Genomic DNA, 18,004 nt, shown 5'->3' with positions numbered 1-18,004 from the left:
GCGAGACCGAGGAAAAGCTGCGTTACTTCCTCAAGCGGGTGTCGACCGACCTCCAGGAGACGCGCCGCCGCCTCCACGACCTGGAGTCCGTCGAGGGCGAGCCGATCGCCGTCGTGGGCATGGCCTGCCGCTACCCCGGCGGTGCCGACTCCCCGGAGAAGCTGTGGCGCCTCCTCACGGAGGGCCGGGACACGGCCACCCCGTTCCCCACCGACCGGGGCTGGGACGTGGAGGCGCTGTACGACCCCGACCCGGACCACCCCGGCACGACGTACGGGCGCGAGGGCTGCTTCATCGACGACCCGGGCCACTTCGACGCGGGCTTCTTCGGCATCGGGCCGCGCGAGGCGCTGGCCATGGACCCGCAACAGCGACTGCTCCTGGAGACCACCTGGGAGACGTTCGAGCGGGCCGGCATCGACCCGACCACACTCCGCGGCAGCAGCACCGGCGTCTTCATGGGCACCGGCCAACAGGACTACGCCTCCCTGGTCCAGCGGGCGACGGAGAACCTGGAGGGATACCTGCTGTCGGGCGGCGCGGCCAGCGTCATCTCCGGTCGGCTGTCGTACGTGTTCGGCCTTGAGGGCCCGGCGATCACCGTGGACACCGCCTGCTCCTCCTCACTGGTCGCCCTGCACCTGGCCACCCAGTCACTGCGTCGCGGCGAGACGACCATGGCCCTGGCCGGCGGAGCCACCGTCATGGCCGCGCCCGGCATGTTCATCGAGTTCAGCCGACAACGCGGCCTCTCCCCCGACGGCCGCTGCAAGGCATTCGCCGCCTCGGCCAACGGCACCGGATGGGGCGAGGGCGTCGGCGTCCTCCTTCTCGAACGCCTCACCGACGCGCAACGCAACGGACACCGGGTACTCGCCGTCGTGCGCGGCTCGGCCGTCAACCAGGACGGCGCCTCCAACGGACTCACCGCACCCAACGGTCCGTCCCAACAGCGCGTCATCTGGCAGGCGTTGAGCAACGCCAGGCTGACCACCGACGACATCGACGCGGTGGAGGCACACGGCACCGGCACCACGCTCGGTGACCCGATCGAGGCCCAGGCCCTGCTCGCCACCTACGGCCAGGACCGACCGGCCGACCGACCCCTGTGGCTGGGCTCGCTCAAGTCCAACATCGGCCACACCCAGGCCGCCGCCGGCGTCGCCGGCGTCATCAAGGCGATCCTCGCACTCCACCACGGGGCGCTGCCCAAGACCCTGCACGTGGACGAGCCCACACCCCACGTCGACTGGGAGTCCGGCGCCGTACGCCTGCTCACCGAGCAGCGCCAGTGGCCCGAGACGGGCCGGCCACGCCGAGCCGCCGTCTCCTCCTTCGGAGCCAGCGGCACCAACGCCCACGTCATCGTGGAGCAGGCCCCGGAGCCGCAGGCCGCCCCGGAGGAGGCCGAGACCACGGTCGACACGGGCATCATCCCGATCGTCCTCTCCGCACGAGGCCACCGGGCACTCCGCGCCCAGGCCGCACAGCTCGCCGCGTACGTCGAGGAGCACCCCGACGCCGACCCGTACGCCATCGCGCACACCCTGCTCAGCACGCGAGCCACCCTCGAACACCGCGCCGTCCTCCTCACTCGCGACCGCGACCACCTCCTGAACGCGCTCCACGCCCTCGCCAACGGTGAGGAACACCCCAACGTGGTGACCGGGAACGCGGACCACGCCAAGCCCGTCTTCGTCTTCCCGGGCCAGGGCTCACAGTGGACCGGCATGGCCACCAACCTCCTGGGCACCTCCGAGGTGTTCCGGCAGTCGATAGCCGAGTGTGAGAACGCCCTGGCGCCGTACGTCGACTGGTCACTCACCGACGTACTCACCAACGGACAGCCCATCGAACGTGTTGATGTCGTGCAACCCGCGTTGTTCGCGGTCATGGTCTCGCTGGCCCGAGTGTGGGAATCGTTGGGCGTCCAACCCACCGCCGTCATCGGCCACTCGCAGGGGGAGATCCCGGCGGCCGTCATCGCCGGCGCCTTGACCCTCCAAGACGGGGCTCGCGTCACCGCCCTCCGCAGCCAGGCCATCCACACCACCCTCACCGGCCACGGCACCATGGCCTCCCTCACCCTCACACCCCAAGCAACCCAACAACTCCCCGGGGCCTGGGACCGAGAGCTTCACATCGCCGCCCACAACGGGCCCCACACCACCGTCATCGCCGGAGACGGCGCAGCAGTCGAAGACCTCCTCAAGCACTGCGAAGAGCACGACATCCGCGCCCGACGCATCAACGTCGACTACGCCTCCCACAGCCCCCACGTCGAACCCGTGCGCGAGCAACTGCTCACACAACTCGCCGACATAAAGCCGACCACGAGTGAGATTCCCTTCTACTCCACCACCACCGGTCAGGCTCTCGACACCACCCACCTCACCGCCGACTACTGGTACACCAACCTCCGCCAACCCGTACTCCTCACCCACGCCACCACCACCGCCCTGAGCAACGGACACACCACCTACATCGAGATCAGCCCCCACCCCATCCTCACCACCGCACTCCACGACATCACCGACCAAGCCGACCAACCCGCCAACGTCACCATCACCGGAACCCTCCGCCGCGACCACGGCACCTGGACCCAACTCCTCACCCACGCCGCCCACCTCCACACCCACCACACACCCATCAACTGGAACACCCACACCCCGAACGCAACCCACCGCCTCTTCGACCTCCCCACCTACCCCTTCCAGCGGCGGCGCTACTGGGTGGACGCCAGGGCGTTGGACGTCTCGCCGCTGGCCGCGTCGGGTGGTGACGCGGTGGAGGGTGACTCGGCGGGAGCGGAGCTGCGGCGGGAGTTGGCTGGCCGGTCCGAGGTGGAACAGGAACGGGTGCTGCTCGAACTGGTGCGGACGCACGCCGCCGTGGTCCTGGGTCTGGAAGGGGCGCTGGATTTCGGGCGGTCCTTCAACGAGTTGGGCTTCGTCTCGCTCACCGCCGTGGAACTACGTAACCGACTGATCGCGGCGACCGGTGTGCGGCTGCCCGCGACCGTGGTCTTCGACCACCCGACGCCACGGGAGCTGAGTCGGCGGTTGCTCGCCGAGTTGGTGGGTCCCGGGGGCCAGCGGGCGCCGCGCCCGGTGGCGGCGGCGTGGACGGCGGCCGAGGGTGATGACGATCCGATCGCGATCGTCGCGATGGCCTGCCGGTTTCCGGGTGGTGTGGGCAGTCCGGAGGACCTGTGGCGACTGGTTGTCGAGGGTACCGACGCCATCTCGGCCTTCCCCGAGGACCGTGGGTGGGACGTGGCGGGGATCTACCATCCCGATCCGGGCCGCAGTGGCCGTACGTACACGCGGGAAGGCGGGTTCATCGCCGACGCGCACGCGTTCGACGCGGCGTTCTTCGGGATCGGGCCGCGCGAGGCGCTGGCCATGGACCCGCAGCAGCGGTTGCTGCTGGAGACCGCGTGGGAGGTGTTCGAGCGCGCGGGCATCGACCCGACGAGCACGCGCGGCAGCCGTACCGGTGTCTTCGCTGGCTCCAGTGGCCAGGACTATCCGCAGCTCGTCCTCGGTGCCTCGGCTGACATCGAGGGGTACCTGATGACCGGCAACGCCGCCAGCGTGTTGTCCGGCAGGCTGGCGTACGCGTTCGGGCTCGAAGGCCCGGCCGTCACCGTGGACACCGCCTGCTCGTCGTCGCTGGTCGCGCTGCACCTGGCCGCCCAGTCGCTGCGCTCGGGCGAAAGTGAGCTGGCGCTGGCCGGTGGGGTGACGGTGCTGTCCACACCGCAGGCGTTCATCAGCTTCAGCCGGCAGCGCGGGCTGGCGCCCGACGGTCGCTGCAAGCCGTTCTCCTCGGCCGCCGACGGCACCACGTGGGGCGAGGGGGTCGGGCTGCTCCTCCTGGAACGGCTGTCCGACGCCCGGCGCAACGGCCACCCGGTCCTCGCCACGGTGCGCGGCAGCGCCACCAACCAGGACGGGGCGAGCAACGGCCTCTCCGCGCCCCACGGCCCCTCGCAACAGCGGGTCATCCGGCAGGCGCTCGCCAACGCCCGGCTGGCTCCGGCCGAGGTGGACACGGTGGAGGCGCACGGCACGGGCACGCCGCTGGGCGACCCGATCGAGGCACAGGCCCTGCTCGCCACGTACGGCCAGGACCGGCCGGCCGACCGGCCGCTGTGGCTGGGTTCGGTGAAGTCCAACATCGGCCACACGGCCGCCGCGGCGGGGGTCGCCGGGTTGATCAAGATGGTGAAGGCGATGGAGCACGGGGTGCTGCCACCGACGCTGCACCTGGGCGAACCCACCCCGCACGTGGAGTGGGACACCGGGCGGGTCGCGCTCCTCACCGAGCCGGTGGCCTGGCCCGATACCGGCCGGCCGCGCCGGGCCGGGGTGTCCGCCTTCGGCATCAGCGGCACCAACGCGCATGTGCTCATCGAGCAGGCACCACCCGAGCCCGAGCGGGCGGCGGACGCGGCGAAGCCGGTCCCGGACCCAGCCCGCGCGGCGGAGCAGGTCCCGCAGCCGGCGTACGTGGCGGGTCCGGAGGGCGCGGAAGCCGCCCCGGTCGGGCACGGGCCACCGATGGTCTTGTGGCCGCTGTCCGCCCGTGGCGAGCGGGGTCTGCGGGCTCAGGCCGAGCGGTTGCGGGAGCACCTGGCCCAGCGGCCCGAGTTGGACCCGGTGGACGTCGCTCGCGCGCTGGCGGCCTCCCGGGCCGGGCTGTCGCACCGCGCGGTGGTCCTCGCCGACGGGCAGGGCGCCGACGCAGGGCGCGCTGGCCTGCTCGCGGGGCTCGCCACGCTGGCGGCGGGCGAGAACGCGCCGGGTGTGGTGCGGGGCACGGTCACCGGCGGTCGGACGGCGTTCCTCTTCCCCGGCCAGGGCAGTCAGCGGCCGGGGATGGGACGCGGCCTCTACGACGCCTTTCCGGTCTTCGCGCGGGCGCTTGACGAGATGTGTGGGCTACTGGACGAGCACGCCGACGATCCGGGGCGGCCGGGTCTGCTGTCGGTGTTGTTCGCGGCGGAGGGCACCGCGCGGGCGCGGCTGTTGGACGAGACGGTGTACACCCAGCCCGGGTTGTTCGCGGTGGGGGTCGCCGCGTACCGGCTCCTTGAGTCCTTCGGTGTCGTGCCGGACTGTGTCGGCGGGCACTCCATCGGCGAGTTGGCCGCCGCGCACGTGGCCGGGGTGTGGTCGGCCGATGACGCCTGCCGGCTGGTGGCGGCCCGGGCCCGACTGCTCCAGGCGACGCCGGAGGGCGGCGCGATGACCGCGCTCGAGGCGAGCGAGGACGAGGTGCTCCCGCTGCTGGGTGGGCGCGCCGACCAGGTCTCCGTCGCGGCCGTCAACGGGCCTCGCAGCACCGTGGTCTCCGGGGTCGCCGCGGCGGTCGCCGAGATCGCCGCCGTCTTCGCCGGCCAGGGGCGCAGGACCAGGGAGCTGAGGGTGCGCCGGGCCTTCCACTCGCCGCTGACGGACGGCGTGTTGGCGGAGTTCGGCGAGGTCGCGGCCTCGCTGACGTACCGGGCGCCGCGCGTCCCGGTGCTGTCCAACGTGAGTGGCGCGCTGGCCATCGCCGAGGAGTTCGGCACGCCGGCGTACTGGGTGCGCCATGTGCGCGAGGCGGTCCGGTTCTACGACGGGGCCCGCCAGTTGGCCGCCGACGGGATCACCAGTGTGCTCGAACTGGGGCCCGCAGGCGTGCTGTCGGCGCTGGTCCGCGAGGTTGCGGTGGAGCGGGGTGGCTCCATGGCGGCGGTGCCCCTGCTGCGGCGCGGCAGGCCGGAGCCCGAGAGCGCCCTGGCGGCGCTGGCCCACGCGTACGCCCACGGGGCGCCGGTGGCGTGGGAGGCGGTGTTCGGCGGTGCGGGGGGCCGTCGGGTCGAGCTGCCGACGTACGCGTTCCAGCGACGGCGGTTCTGGCCGGTTGGCCCACAGGGCCCGCGCCAGGACGCGGCCGACGAGCCGGTCGGGGCGACGGGGAGCGACGGCGCGGCCGTACTCGGCGAGCGGCTCGCGGAGTTGGACGGGGCGGGGCGTCGTGCGGAGGTGCGGGCGTTGGTGGTCGCCCAGGTGGCGGCCGTGCTCGGGCATCCCGCGACCGACGAGGTCGAAGCCGCGCTCGGCCTGCCGGAGCTGGGCATCGACTCGCTGGCCGCCACCGAACTACGCGACGGCCTGCACCGCGCGACGGGCGTGTCCCTGTCGAGTACCGCCGTCTTCGAACATCCCACCCTGGACGACCTGGCGGCACATCTCCTGGCCGGCTGGGAGGCGCTCGGCCCCGAGGCCCGGACCGCCCCCGCGCCGGCGTCCACCGGACCCGAAACCGGCGCGCCGACGACCGACGAGCCGACGGCTGACGAGCGTACGGCTGACGAGCGGACGACTGTCGAGCCGGCGGTGGCCGAGCCGGTGGGCCTGCTGGGTTCGCTGGCCGTACGGGCCGCCCGGGCGGGCCACTTCGCGGAGTTCGACGCTCTGCTGCGGGACGCGTCCCGCTTCCGGGAGACCTTCGCGGCGGTGTCCGACCTGACCCGGCGCGCGGCCCCGGTCCGGCTCGCGCACGGGCCGGCCCTCCCCCGGCTGGTCTGCTTCCCGTCCTTCGCCGGCAGGTCGGGGGCCCACCAGTACGCCCGGCTGGCCTCGGCCGCCCGGGGCGAGCGGGACCTGTGGGCGGTGCCGGCGCCCGGTTTCGTCGACGGTGAGGCGCTCCCCGCCGACCTGGGCGCGCTCGTGGACCTGCACGCGTCCGACGTCGGACACATTCGCGGGGACGCCCCGTTCGCCCTCGTCGGACACTCCGCGGGCGGCTGGATAGCCCACGCGGTGACCGAGCGTCTGGAGGAACTCGGCACCCCGCCGATGTGCCTGGTCCTCTTGGACAGCTACCCGCCCGGCAGCCCGGTGCTCCCCCGTATCCAGGCGGCGCTCGGCGCGGGCCTGGCCATGGGCGGGGGTGGGCTCGCGCCGGCCGGCGCGGCGCTCGACGACGTCTGCCTCACGGCGATGGGCGGCTACGGCGTCCTGTTCGCCGACTGGCAACCGCGTCCGCTCGCCACCCCGGTCGTCCAGGTCCGGGCCACCGCGCCGCTCCCCGGGTTCCCCACGGCCGACTGGCAGCCGGCCTGGCCGGGCGAGCACACCGAACTCCAGGTGCCGGGCGACCACTTCTCCGTACTCGGCGACCACGCCGCGGCCACCCTGCGGGCCGTCGGCGACCACCTCGGGGAGCCGTACTGACCGCGCCCCGGCCCGGCAGCGCCCCGCGCACCTCCCGTACGACCACGACTCCGCACCACGTCCAGCCGAACCGACCGCGACCAAGGGTGACCAGCGATGACCAGCACACACGACCACCAGCCCGACCCGGTGGACCAGGAGGTCCTGGACGGCCAGGCCGCCTACCACCCGCGTGCCCTCGCCTTCTACGACCTGGTGGTGTTCCGTGGCAGCGCCCCGCTCTTCTGGCGCTGCTCGCCGCGGAACTTCCTCCAGATGTACGCCACCAGCGTCGGGGCCAGCCACCTGGAACTCGGCGTCGGCACCGGCTACCTGCTGACCCGCACCCGGTTCCCGGTCTCCAACCCGAAGATCACGCTGGCCGACCTCAATCCCAGCACCCTGGACTTCACCGCGCGCCGACTGGCGTTCTACGAGACCACCAAGGTCGTCGCCAACGCGCTGGAGCCGCTCCCGGTGCCGGCGGAGAGCCACGACTCGGCCGCCCTCAGCTTCCTGCTGCACTGCGTGCCGGGCAGCCTGCGGGAGAAGGGCGTGGCCATCCGGCACGCCGCGGCGGCGGTCAGGCCCGGCGGCACGGTGTTCGGCAGCACCATCCTGTACGCGGGGGTCCCGGTGACCCGGTCCGGGCGGTGGCTGATGAACAACCTCAACGACAAGGGCGTCTTCCACAACTCCGAGGACAACCTGGAGGACCTGCGCGACCAGTTGAAGCAGAACTTCGACGACTTCGACCTGGTGACCCGCGGCAGCGTCGCGCTCTTCCGAGCCCGTAAGCCCGCGTGAGCCCGGACGCGCACCGAGCCAACATCCCGCGTGGCCTCACCCCGCCGCCCGGCGCCGCTCCCCACCTCCGACCCGGTCCGACACACCTGTCCTGCCCGTCCCGCCGCCTCGACGCCGCGGGCCCACCGCACGGAAGAGGAACCACACCCATGACCGCACGCTGGTATCCGATCGAGGAGGCCGACGACACCCTGTTCGCCACGGCCTCGCTCTACCACGCCCGCTCGGTGGAGGTGCCGTACTCGGCACAGGAGACCTGGGAGGCGCTGACCGGGGACGGGGTGTCGAGCTGGACCAAGGGCATGAAGCGACTGACCTGGACCTCGCCGCGGCCGTTCGGCGTCGGGACCACGCGGGAGATCGAGATGGGTGGTGACTTCACCCTGCGCGAGCGCTTCTTCCGCTGGGAGGAGGGGCACCGCAAGACGTTCACCGGGGTGGCCGGCACCCGGTCGATCTTCCGGCACCTGGTGGAGGACTACGTCGTGGAACCGACCCCGTACGGCGCCCGGTTCAGTTGGCGCTGGGCGGCCGAGCTCAACCGGCCCTGGTCGTTCTTCGGTCCGGCCCTGGACAAGCTCTCCTTCGCCCCGGTGGGGCGCTCCCACATCGACGGCCTGCCCGGCTACATGGCCACCCAACGGGCCGCGGCCGACCGCTGACGGGCCGGCCGCCAGCTCACCGGGCTGCCCGGCCCCGGCCCCGGCATCACAGAACCGCCACAGGAAACACCACAGGAAAGAGGACGTATGTGTGGGATCACCGGGTGGATCGCCTTCCGGCGGGACCTGAGCGCTGAACAGGCCGCGTTGGACGCGATGACGGCCACCATGCTGTGCCGGGGCCCGGACGCCGAGGGCACCTGGCTGTCGCCGTCCGCCGCGCTCGGGCACCGGCGGCTGTCCGTCATCGACCTGACGGGCGGCGTCCAACCCATGGTCGCGCAGACCCCGGACGGCCCGGTGGTCCTGACGTACAGCGGCGAGGCGTACAACTTCGTCGAGCTGCGCGACGAACTGCGCCGCCGTGGGCACGCGTTCCGCACCGCGAGCGACACCGAGGTGGTGCTGCGCGGCTACCTGGAGTGGGGCGAGGGTGTCGCGGACCAGCTCACCGGCATGTACGCGCTGGGCATCTGGGACGGGCGGGCGGACAGGCTGGTCCTGCTGCGTGACCGGCTCGGCATCAAGCCGCTGTACTACTACGAGACCGAGGACGGAGTGATCTTCGGCTCGGAGGCCAAGGCCGTCCTCGCCCACCCCGAGGTCGAGCCGGTGGTGGACACCGACGGCATGCGCGAGCTGTTCGCGTTCGTCAAGGAGCCGGGGCGCTCGGTGTGGGCGGGCATGCGCGAGGTGAAACCCGGCAACCTGGTCGTGCTGGACCGCTCGGGCCTGCGCGAGCGCGCGTACTGGCGACTGGAGGCCGCCGAGCACCGCGACGACACCGAGACCACCGTACGCCGCGTGCGCGAGCTGCTTGAGGACAGCGTCCAGCACCAGGTGGTGGCCGACGTGCCGCAGTGCGTCCTGCTCTCCGGCGGGCTCGACTCCAGCGCCCTGACCGCCCTGGCCGGGCGCCACCTGGCCGAACGGGGCGAGCGGACCCGTACCTTCACCGTCGACTTCGAGCAGCCCGAGGCGTTCCGCCCCGACGAGCTGCGCGGCTCACAGGACGCCCCGTTCGCCCGCGAGGTGGTCGAGCACGTCGGGACCGTGCACCACGACATCCGGCTCGACCACCAGGAGTTGGCCAACCCCGAGGTGCGGCGGGCCACGGTCAGCGCCCGCGATCTCCCGTTCGGCTTCGGCGAGGCGGACAACTCGCTGTACCTGTTGTTCAAGGCGGTGCGCGAGCACTCGACGGTAGCGCTTTCGGGTGAGTCGGCGGACGAGATCTTCGGCGGCTACCCGTGGTTCCACCACCCGACGGTGCAGCAGGCCCCGATGTTCCCGTGGGTGACGGCCTCCGGGCTGAGCCCCAAGTCCCACCCCACCAAGCTGATCAACCCCGAACTGCTGGTCGGCACGCTGGACGTGCCCGGCTACTGGCAGCAGCGCTACGCGCAGTCGGTGGCCGAGATCCCGGCGGTGCCGGGCGAGGACGCGCACGAGCGGCGGATGCGCGAGTTCTGCTACGTGCACCTGACGAGCCTGCTGGGGATGCTCCTGGACCGCAAGGACCGGATGAGCATGGCGGTCGGCCTGGAGGTACGGGTGCCGATCTGCGACCACCGCCTGGTGGAGTACGTGTACAACACGCCCTGGTCGATGAAGACGTTCGACGGTCGCGAGAAGAGTCTGCTGCGCGCGGCCGTCCAGGACCTCCTGCCGCGCTCGGTGGTGGAGCGGGTGAAGGCCCTCTACCCGCACACGCAGGAGTCGCGGTACGTACGGGAACTCCAGCGCCAGGTGGCCGAGTTGCTGTCCGACGACCACCGCGCGGTGGAGTTCTTCGACCGGGACGCCCTGACCAAGGCCGCCCGTGGCCTGCCCGAGGCCGTCGAGCCCGACGAGCGGGAGGCGTTCGAGCGGGTGCTCGACCTGGCCGTCTGGCTCGATGTCCGCCGTCCGACCATCAAGCTCTCCTGAGGAGCCACCGACCATGCCAGTCGACAACGACGTGTACAACCACCTCTCGTGGTGGGACGACAACCAGCCGTTCGCGACCCTGGAGGCGTTCACCCCGCCCCGGTTCGACTACTTCCACGAGGTGCTGACCAGCCGGCTCGGCCTGAACCTGACGGGCCAGCGGATGCTGGACATCGGCTGCGGTGGCGGGTTGCTCGCCGAGCGGTTCGCACGGGCGGGCGCCCAGGTCACCGGCGTGGACCCGTCAGGACCCTCGCTGAAGGCCGCCGCCGAGCACGCCCGCGCCGAGGGGCTGAGCATCCGCTACCAGGAGGGGTTCGCGGAGCAGCTCGACTTCCCCGACGCCTCCTTCGACCTGGTGTACTGCTGCGACACCCTGGAACACGTCACGGACACCAGCCGGGCGATCAGCGAGGCGGTCCGGGTGCTCAAGCCCGGCGGTTACTACCTGTACGACACGATCAACCGCACCTTCCGCTCCAAGCTCGGCATGATCAAGATGGCGCAGGACTGGAAGTCCGTCCGCTTCGCGCCCAAGGACCTGCACGACTGGAACGGCTTCATCAAGCCCGCCGAGCTGCACGCCCTCTTCCGCACCCACGGCCTGCACAACGAGGACCTGGTCGGCTTCGCCTCCAGCCGGCCGCCGCTGGAGCTGCTGCGCGCGATGCGCAGCCGGGCACGCGGCGAGATCACCTACGGCGAGTTGGGCCGCAGGTTCCAGCTCAGGGTGGCCAAGGACACCTCGGTCATCTACGGCGGCTACGCCAGGAAGGTCGCCCCGTGAGCACCGGCGAGAGCGCCACCCACCCCACCCGCGACGCGTCCCAGGAGGCTCCGCACGTGCACGTACCGGTACTGATCGTGGGCAACGGCCCGGCGGGGCTGACGGCCTCGCTGGCGCTGTCGCGCTACGGCGTACGGCATCTGGTGGTCGGCAAGTACGAGACGAGCGCGAACACCCCCCGCGCCCACCTGCTCAACCAGCGCACCGGCGAGATCCTGCGCGACCTGGGTGTCGAGGAGGCGGTGCTGGAGGCGGCGACACCCAGCTCGCTGCTGGCCAACCACGTGTTCATGTCCACCTTCGCGGGTCCCGAGGTCAGCCGGCTCGACGCGTACGGCAACGGCCCGGACCGGATCGGCGACTACCGCGCCGCCAGCCCGAGCCAGATGTGCAACCTGCCGCAGCACCTGCTGGAGCCGATCCTGGTCCGGGAGGCGGAACGGGCCCACGTGGGCGAGTTGCGCTTCGGCCAGGAGTTCCTGCGCATGACGCAGGACGCGGACGGGGTCACCGCGGTGATCGTCGACCGTCGGACGGGCCAGGAGTACGAGGTGCGCTGCGACTACCTGATCGGCGCGGACGGCGCCAACAGCCGGGTGATGGAGCAGGCGGGACTCACCCTCGCGGGACAGACCGGCCTGGCCAGGGTGGCGTCGATCTGGTTCGAGGCGGACCTGTCCCGCTACTGCGAGGACCGCCCCGCGATCCTGTACATGGGCGCCGTGCCGGGCAACCCGCCCGAGGACGGCCGGGTCTTCGTCAGCATCAGGCCCTGGAACGAGTGGGTCTACCTGCGCTTCTTCGGCCCCGACGAGGAGTTCGACCCGGACGACCACGAGGAGGTGCTCGGCCACATCCGGGAGAGCGTCGGCGATCCCTCGGTCAACGTCACGATCAAGCACGTCTCGCCGTGGGAGGTCAACGCGGTCGTCGCGCCCCGGTACGCGTCGGGGCGGGTGTTCTGCGTCGGGGACGCCGTGCACCAGATGCCGCCCACCAACGGTCTCGGCCTGAACTCGGCGGTCGCCGACGCGTTCAACCTGTGCTGGAAGCTGCGGCTGGTACTGGAGGGGACCGCCGGGCCCGAGCTGCTCGACACCTACCAGAGCGAGCGGCTGCCGGTGGGCGGCCAGATCGTCGACCGGGCGGTCCGCAGCATGCTGGACTTCCTCGCCATCCCGGCGGCGCTGGGCTTCACGGCCGAGCAGAGCGCCGCGGAGCAGTCCGCGCTGCTGCGCGGCCTCGCCGACGACACACCGGAGGCGGCCGAGCGCAGGACGGCCCTGGCCGCCGCGACCGACCAGATCAACTACCAGGTCAACGCGCACGGCGTGGAGATCGGCTACCGCTACCGCTCCGGGGCCCGAGTGGACGACGGCACGCCGGAACCTTCGCAGGAGACCGACCCGGAGCTGTACTACCAGCCCACCACCTGGCCGGGCGCCCGGCTCCCGCACGCCTGGCTGGAGGACGGTCGGCGCCGGGTCTCCACCCTCGACGTGGTCGGCCGGGGCCGGTTCGTCCTGCTCACCGGCCGCGGCGGCGAGGCGTGGCACGACGCGGCCAGCGAGGCCACGCGGTCGACCGGGGTCACCGTCACGGTACGCACCATCGGCGCGGCCGAGGGCCTGCGCGACCCGTACGGCACCTGGGAGCGGCTGCGCGAGGTCGACTCGGACGGCTGCGTCCTGGTGCGCCCCGACGGCCACGTGGCCTGGCGCGCCCAGACCAGTGAGGTGGCCACCGACCTACCGAAGGTGCTGGCCCGCCTCCTCGGCGCGACCCCGGAGCGGGGCCTGCGCTGACCCGCGTACCGCGCGGGGCACGGGCTCGTGCGGGGGTACGGCCGCCACGGCGGGCCGCACCCCCGCACGGCCGTGCGCACGCGGTGGTGCAACCGGTGGCGCGTACCCCTCGCTCTCGGCCCGTCGACGCGAGGCACTCACGCGGAGCCAGGGGAGCGCGCGGAGCACCCCGTTTCGCGCGGTCACCCAGGAGGGTGATCAGGGGCGGGGGCGGGTTGCCGTGTCGAGGTAGAAGGCGTCGATGCTCTGGACGGCCTGCTCGAACTCCTCGAGGTTGACGGGCTTGGTCACGTAGGCGTTGGCGTGGCTGCTGTACGCGCTGGTGACGTCGTCAGGCGCGGTGGACGTGGTGAGGACCACCACGGGGATGGTCTGCAGGTCCTCGTCGCCCTTGAGGATCCTCAGCAGCTCGCGGCCGTTCATCCGGGGCATGTTCAGATCGAGAACGATGAGATCGGGCCGCGGGGAGTCAGCGGCGCGCAGGTGTTCCAGCGCGGCGACCCCGTCGGTGACCCGGACCAGGTTGCGGGCTCCGCGCTCGGAGAGGGCTTCCTCGATGAGCATGGCGTCAGCGACGTCGTCCTCGACGAGCAGGACGTCGAGGGGGCGGGCGGGGGTGGCCATCATCGGGTGCTCCGTGGGTTTCTCGTCTGAATGGTGGAAAAGGCCCGGCCAGCGACGCCGGGCGCCCTGGCGGGTCATGCCGCATGCGGAGCCGAGCTGTGGGTAGCTGGCGCCCGCGCGGGCGGCGGCCGTGGCCGCCTCACGCTGGAGCCGTTCGGTGGCTTGCTGGAGGTGGTCGAGGACGTGGAGTAGGGCCAAAGCCTCCGGTAGCTCGCCCGATGCCCAGCGTGAGGAGGGCTTCTCCAGCAACCGTTGGGTGAGGCGCCGTGCAAGGTCGTCCACCGCCGCGTCAGCGATGGCGGCTGTCTCGTGCGAAGAGGTCCGCAGGTCGAAGTTCTTGCCTGGCATGTCCAGCACCCTAGGCCCCCGAGGCGGCCCGCGACAACAACAGTTGTCGCCCCATACAGTGTGCTGGCCATACTTACCCGACGCCCGGGACGGCTGTCCTAGTGAAACGAGGAGTGCACGAGATGACCGGCGACGAGAGACCGCCGCGTCTGCGCGGACTGTCCGCGTGGACGACCCGCCGGTGGCTTCGCGTGGGGGTGTCCGTCTCCCTGGCGGTACTGGCCTTGCTCGGCGCGACGGGAACCTGGGTCCTGTCGCGGACCGAGACGATCAGCGAGGACCTCGTGGACGTGCGCTCCCCCGCGCTGATCACCGCGATCCGCCTGGAGTCGGCCGTCCTCAACCAGGAGACGGGCATCCGCGGCTACGGGATCACCGGCGCGCCGGAGTTCACCGCGCCCTACCGGCAGGGGCTCGCCGAACAGCGGGCGGACCTGGAGCAGCTCGCCGACCTGCTCGCGGACGACCCCGACAGCCGGGCCGGGCTGGAGGCCGTACGGAAGGCCGTGGAGCGGTGGCAGGAGAGGGTCGCGCGGCCGATCGCCGAGGCGCCGCCGGACGCGGTCTCGGCGCTGGCGGCCGAGCGGGCGGCGGAGGGCAAGGCCACCTTCGACGAGGTCCGCGCCGCGCTCAACGACCAACAGCAGCGCCTGCGCGCGGACCAGGCCCAGGCCCGGGACGACCTGATGTCCATGCTGACCGTACGGAACTGGGTGTTCAGCACCATCGGCGTGCTCATCCTGGCGCTCGCGGCCCTCATCTTCGAGGGGCTACGTCGCGGCATCACCAGGCCGCTGGACCAGCTCGGCTCGGACGCCCGCACCATCGCCGGGGGTGACTTCGATCACCCCATCGACCCCTCGGGGCCGGCCGACCTGCGGCGGCTCAGCGGTGAGATCGACTCCATGCGCCGGCGTCTCGTGCGGGAACTGGCCTTCAAGGAGGAGGCGCGGTCGCGGCTGGACGCGCAGGCCGCGGACCTCCAGCGCTCCAACGCGGAGCTGGAGCAGTTCGCGTACGTGGCCTCGCACGACCTCCAGGAGCCGTTGCGCAAGGTCTCCAGCTTCACCCAGCTCCTCCAGCGGCGGTACGGGGGGCAGCTCGACTCCCGGGCCGACCAGTACATCGACTTCGCGGTCGACGGCGCGAACCGCATGCAGGTCCTCATCAACGACCTGCTCGACTTCTCCCGGGTCGGGCGGCTGCACAACACCCACGAGAGCGTCGACCTGGAGCAGGTCCTCGATCGCACCCTGTCCACGCTGAGCGTCGGCATCGAGGAGGCCGGCGCCACCATCACCCACGACCCCCTGCCCACCCTGATCGCCGATCCCACCCAGATGGGCATGCTCTGGCAGAACCTGATCGGCAACGCCGTCAAGTTCCGCCGCCCCGGTCAGGCGCCGGAGGTGCACGTCGCGGCGCGCCAGGAGGGCGAACTGTGGCGGTTCACCGTCACCGACAACGGCATCGGCATCGACCCCGAGTACGCGGACAAGGTCTTCGTGATCTTCCAACGGCTGCACACCAAGGACGCCTACTCCGGAAGCGGCATCGGCCTGGCCATGTGTAAGAAGATCGTCGAGTTCCACGGCGGCACCATCGCCGTGGACACCTCGTACCACGACGGCGCACGCATCAGCTTCACCCTCGCTCCCGAGCCGCCGGAGGCCGCCGACGCGCCCATCGCCACGGACACCGACCGCTCCGAGGAGGAGCAGGCACGATGACCGCGCCGGTGACCACCACAGACAGAGCGTCCGCCGACGAGCCGACGTATCACATCCTGCTGATCGAGGACGACGAGGGCGACACCCTGTTGGTGGAGGAACTCCTCCACGACACGGGGTTGCGGTTCGAGCTGACCACGCGCACCACGTTGGCCGAGGCCCGTGGCGCCCTGGCCGACAGGCGGATCAACTGCATCCTTCTCGACCTGCACCTGCCTGACGCGTCGGGCACCGACGCGGTCACCGCGATCCGGGCCCTGGCCCCGCACACCGCCGTGATCGTCCTCACCGGCCTTTCCGAGGCCCAGGCGGGCACCGAGGCCATGGCCGCCGGCGCCCAGGACTACCTCGTCAAGGGCAAGGTCGAAGCGGACCTGATGCACCGGACGGTGCGCTACGCCGTCTACCGGAGCCAGACCGAACGCGCGAACGCCGAGGCCCAGGCGGCTCGCCTGCGGGCGGAGGAGAACGCCCGACTGGAGCGGGGCCTGCTGCCCCAGCCCCTCCTCGACACCTCCACGGTGCGCGTCACCTCCCGCTATCTGCCCGGTGCCGAGATGACCCTGCTCGGCGGGGACTTCCTGGACGTGGTGGAGGGTGACGACGGTCTGTTGCACGCGGTGGTGGGCGACGTCAGCGGGCACGGCCCGGACGCCGCCGCACTGGGCGTCTGCCTGCGCATCGCCTGGCGCTCCCTGGTGCTCGGCGGGCACCGGGGGGACGACCTGTTGCACCTCATGGAACGCATCCTGATCGCCGAACGCGGCAACCAACAGCTCTTCGCCACGTGCACCCTCCTCACCCTGGACCAGGCGGCGGCCACCGCCACCCTCCACCTCGCCGGCCACCACGAGCCCCTCCTCACCACGACCGAAGGCACCCTGGAGGTGAGCGCCGCGCACGGCATCGCTCTGGGCATCGTCCCGGGGGTGGACAGTTGGCCCGCCACGGTCGTCCCCCTGCCCGCCGCCGGAGCCCTCACCCTGTACACCGACGGCCTCACGGAGGGACACAACGGCCCCGGGCGCGAGCGACTCGGCGTCGAGGGCCTGCTGGCCCTCATCGAGAACCTGCCGCCGACGCCCCCGGCCACCCACGTCGACCTGCTCATCAAGGAAACCCACGAGCTGAACGCCGGGCGGCACTCCGACGACGTCGCCGTACTCCGCCTCGACTGGGGCAGGCAGCCAGCCAACGGCTGAGTCCGGGGCCGGCTCGCCCGGCTCCCGCACGGCGCGTACGGGCACGCGGCCGGCCGTGGGGCCGGCCGCGTGTCGTTCGCCCTTCCCCCGGTGGCCAGGAAGCCGGCCCCGCTCCGGGCCCCGGGTGTCGTCCGCGGCCCTGGGGCGGGTGCCTGGGGAGTCCACTTCCACGGGGCCGGCCGCGATGGGGTGGCGGGGCAGGTGACCACGAGGGACTGTCACGGCGGACTGTTCGGGGTCGACCTCAGCGTTGCTTGTGCTGGGCCTCCTTGGCGGAGGTCTCCAGTCGGTCCCAGTAACTCCGGTACCACGCCGCGTCGCCGCCATCCATGTTCGTGCTGTCCCTGCGCATGCCGACCGTGCCGTCGATGAGTTCCCGGACGATGTCGGCGTGGCCCGCGTGCCGGTTGGTCTCGGCCGTCATGTGCAGCATGATCCGCTGAAGCGTCACCTCGCCGTCTTCCCACCACGCGACGTGGCCCTTGGCGTCCAGCGGCAGCGCCTCGATCGTCGCGTCCGCGTGCGCCCAGGCGCGGCGGTAGAGGCCGAGAACGTCCTCGCGCGACTCGTCGGCGGGTGCCCACATGTCCGCGTTGGGCTCGGAGCCTTCCTCGTCCCAGGGGAGGAGTTCGTTGTGCGGGCGGTCGAAGGTCGGGCCGAAGTAGGCGAACTCGACGCTGGCGAGGTGCTTGACGAGACCGAGGAGGTTGGTGCCGGTCGGTGTCAGCGGGCGGCGGATGTCGTACTCGGACAGCCCGTCCAGCTTCCAGACGACGGCTTCGCGGGCTGTTCTCAGGTAACGGTGCAGGTCGGACTTGGGATCATGGAGTGTCATGGGAGCCGAGTCTCGCACCACCGGACATCTCCCCGCGCGGCGCGGCCTGCGCAATCATGGGCGCCGT

General features: G+C 72.0%; 9 protein-coding genes and 1 pseudogene. 8 read left to right on the top strand and 2 right to left on the bottom strand.

All coding sequences use genetic code 11. From position 1 onward, the window contains the following. Nucleotides 1-29 precede the first annotated feature (29 nt). From AC3CHW_RS31530 to AC3CHW_RS31505, 6 genes and pseudogenes are all read left to right on the top strand, one after another. Nucleotides 30-7,196, top strand: a pseudogene (locus AC3CHW_RS31530) (type I polyketide synthase); the annotation flags it as partial. Between the two features lie 129 nt (nucleotides 7,197-7,325). Beyond that, complete coding sequence (locus AC3CHW_RS31525; protein ID WP_176160444.1) at nucleotides 7,326-8,015, top strand: class I SAM-dependent methyltransferase; 690 nt, start codon at nucleotides 7,326-7,328, stop codon at nucleotides 8,013-8,015. 149 nt (nucleotides 8,016-8,164) lie between these two features. Further along, the gene (locus AC3CHW_RS31520; RefSeq protein ID WP_176160445.1) at nucleotides 8,165-8,677 is read left to right on the top strand and encodes an SRPBCC family protein; all 513 of its coding nucleotides are present in this window, start codon (nucleotides 8,165-8,167) and stop codon (nucleotides 8,675-8,677) included. A gap of 87 nt (nucleotides 8,678-8,764) precedes the next feature. Further along, a complete protein-coding gene (gene asnB, locus AC3CHW_RS31515; RefSeq protein WP_488468736.1) occupies nucleotides 8,765-10,606 on the top strand; it encodes an asparagine synthase (glutamine-hydrolyzing) in 1,842 nt (613 codons plus the stop codon). Nucleotides 10,607-10,619: 13 nt separating this feature from the next. Further along, a complete protein-coding gene (gene ubiG, locus AC3CHW_RS31510; protein ID WP_488468735.1) occupies nucleotides 10,620-11,393 on the top strand; it encodes a bifunctional 2-polyprenyl-6-hydroxyphenol methylase/3-demethylubiquinol 3-O-methyltransferase UbiG in 774 nt (257 codons plus the stop codon). Continuing rightward, nucleotides 11,390-13,198, top strand: coding sequence for an FAD-dependent monooxygenase (locus AC3CHW_RS31505; RefSeq protein WP_488468734.1), 1,809 nt, complete (start codon nucleotides 11,390-11,392; stop codon nucleotides 13,196-13,198). The genes ubiG and AC3CHW_RS31505 overlap by 4 nt, the downstream gene beginning before the upstream one ends. Before the next feature lie 198 nt (nucleotides 13,199-13,396). Here AC3CHW_RS31505 and AC3CHW_RS31500 read toward each other — a convergent pair whose 3' ends face one another. Beyond that, nucleotides 13,397-14,170, bottom strand: coding sequence for a response regulator (locus AC3CHW_RS31500; RefSeq protein ID WP_398608957.1), 774 nt, complete (start codon nucleotides 14,168-14,170; stop codon nucleotides 13,397-13,399). A 122-nt stretch (nucleotides 14,171-14,292) separates the two neighbouring features. Here AC3CHW_RS31500 and AC3CHW_RS31495 point away from each other — a divergent pair, with 122 nt between their 5' ends. Continuing rightward, nucleotides 14,293-15,900, top strand: a complete 1,608-nt coding sequence (locus AC3CHW_RS31495; RefSeq protein ID WP_488468733.1) for a sensor histidine kinase — start codon at nucleotides 14,293-14,295, stop codon at nucleotides 15,898-15,900. Then, complete coding sequence (locus AC3CHW_RS31490; protein ID WP_398608959.1) at nucleotides 15,897-17,102, top strand: PP2C family protein-serine/threonine phosphatase; 1,206 nt, start codon at nucleotides 15,897-15,899, stop codon at nucleotides 17,100-17,102. The genes AC3CHW_RS31495 and AC3CHW_RS31490 overlap by 4 nt, the downstream gene beginning before the upstream one ends. Nucleotides 17,103-17,346: 244 nt before the next feature. Here AC3CHW_RS31490 and AC3CHW_RS31485 read toward each other — a convergent pair whose 3' ends face one another. Continuing rightward, nucleotides 17,347-17,937, bottom strand: a complete 591-nt coding sequence (locus AC3CHW_RS31485) for a DinB family protein (RefSeq protein ID WP_488468732.1) — start codon at nucleotides 17,935-17,937, stop codon at nucleotides 17,347-17,349. Nucleotides 17,938-18,004: the final 67 nt, after the last annotated feature.

It is taken from the genome of Streptomyces sp. MGP-BFMKR1, assembly GCF_057766585.1.
This window is presented reverse-complemented; position numbering and strand designations above follow the sequence as displayed.

Bases quoted from the DNA above. Each gene is read 5' to 3' on its own strand.
- AC3CHW_RS31525 (WP_176160444.1), top strand. From the start codon at position 7,326: ATGACCAGCACACACGACCACCAGCCCGACCCGGTGGACCAGGAGGTC.
- AC3CHW_RS31520 (WP_176160445.1), top strand. From the start codon at position 8,165: ATGACCGCACGCTGGTATCCGATCGAGGAGGCCGACGACACCCTGTTC.
- asnB (WP_488468736.1), top strand. From the start codon at position 8,765: ATGTGTGGGATCACCGGGTGGATCGCCTTCCGGCGGGACCTGAGCGCT.
- ubiG (WP_488468735.1), top strand. From the start codon at position 10,620: ATGCCAGTCGACAACGACGTGTACAACCACCTCTCGTGGTGGGACGAC.
- AC3CHW_RS31500 (WP_398608957.1), bottom strand. From the start codon at position 14,170: ATGCCAGGCAAGAACTTCGACCTGCGGACCTCTTCGCACGAGACAGCC.
- AC3CHW_RS31495 (WP_488468733.1), top strand. From the start codon at position 14,293: ATGACCGGCGACGAGAGACCGCCGCGTCTGCGCGGACTGTCCGCGTGG.
- AC3CHW_RS31490 (WP_398608959.1), top strand. From the start codon at position 15,897: ATGACCGCGCCGGTGACCACCACAGACAGAGCGTCCGCCGACGAGCCG.
- AC3CHW_RS31485 (WP_488468732.1), bottom strand. From the start codon at position 17,937: ATGACACTCCATGATCCCAAGTCCGACCTGCACCGTTACCTGAGAACA.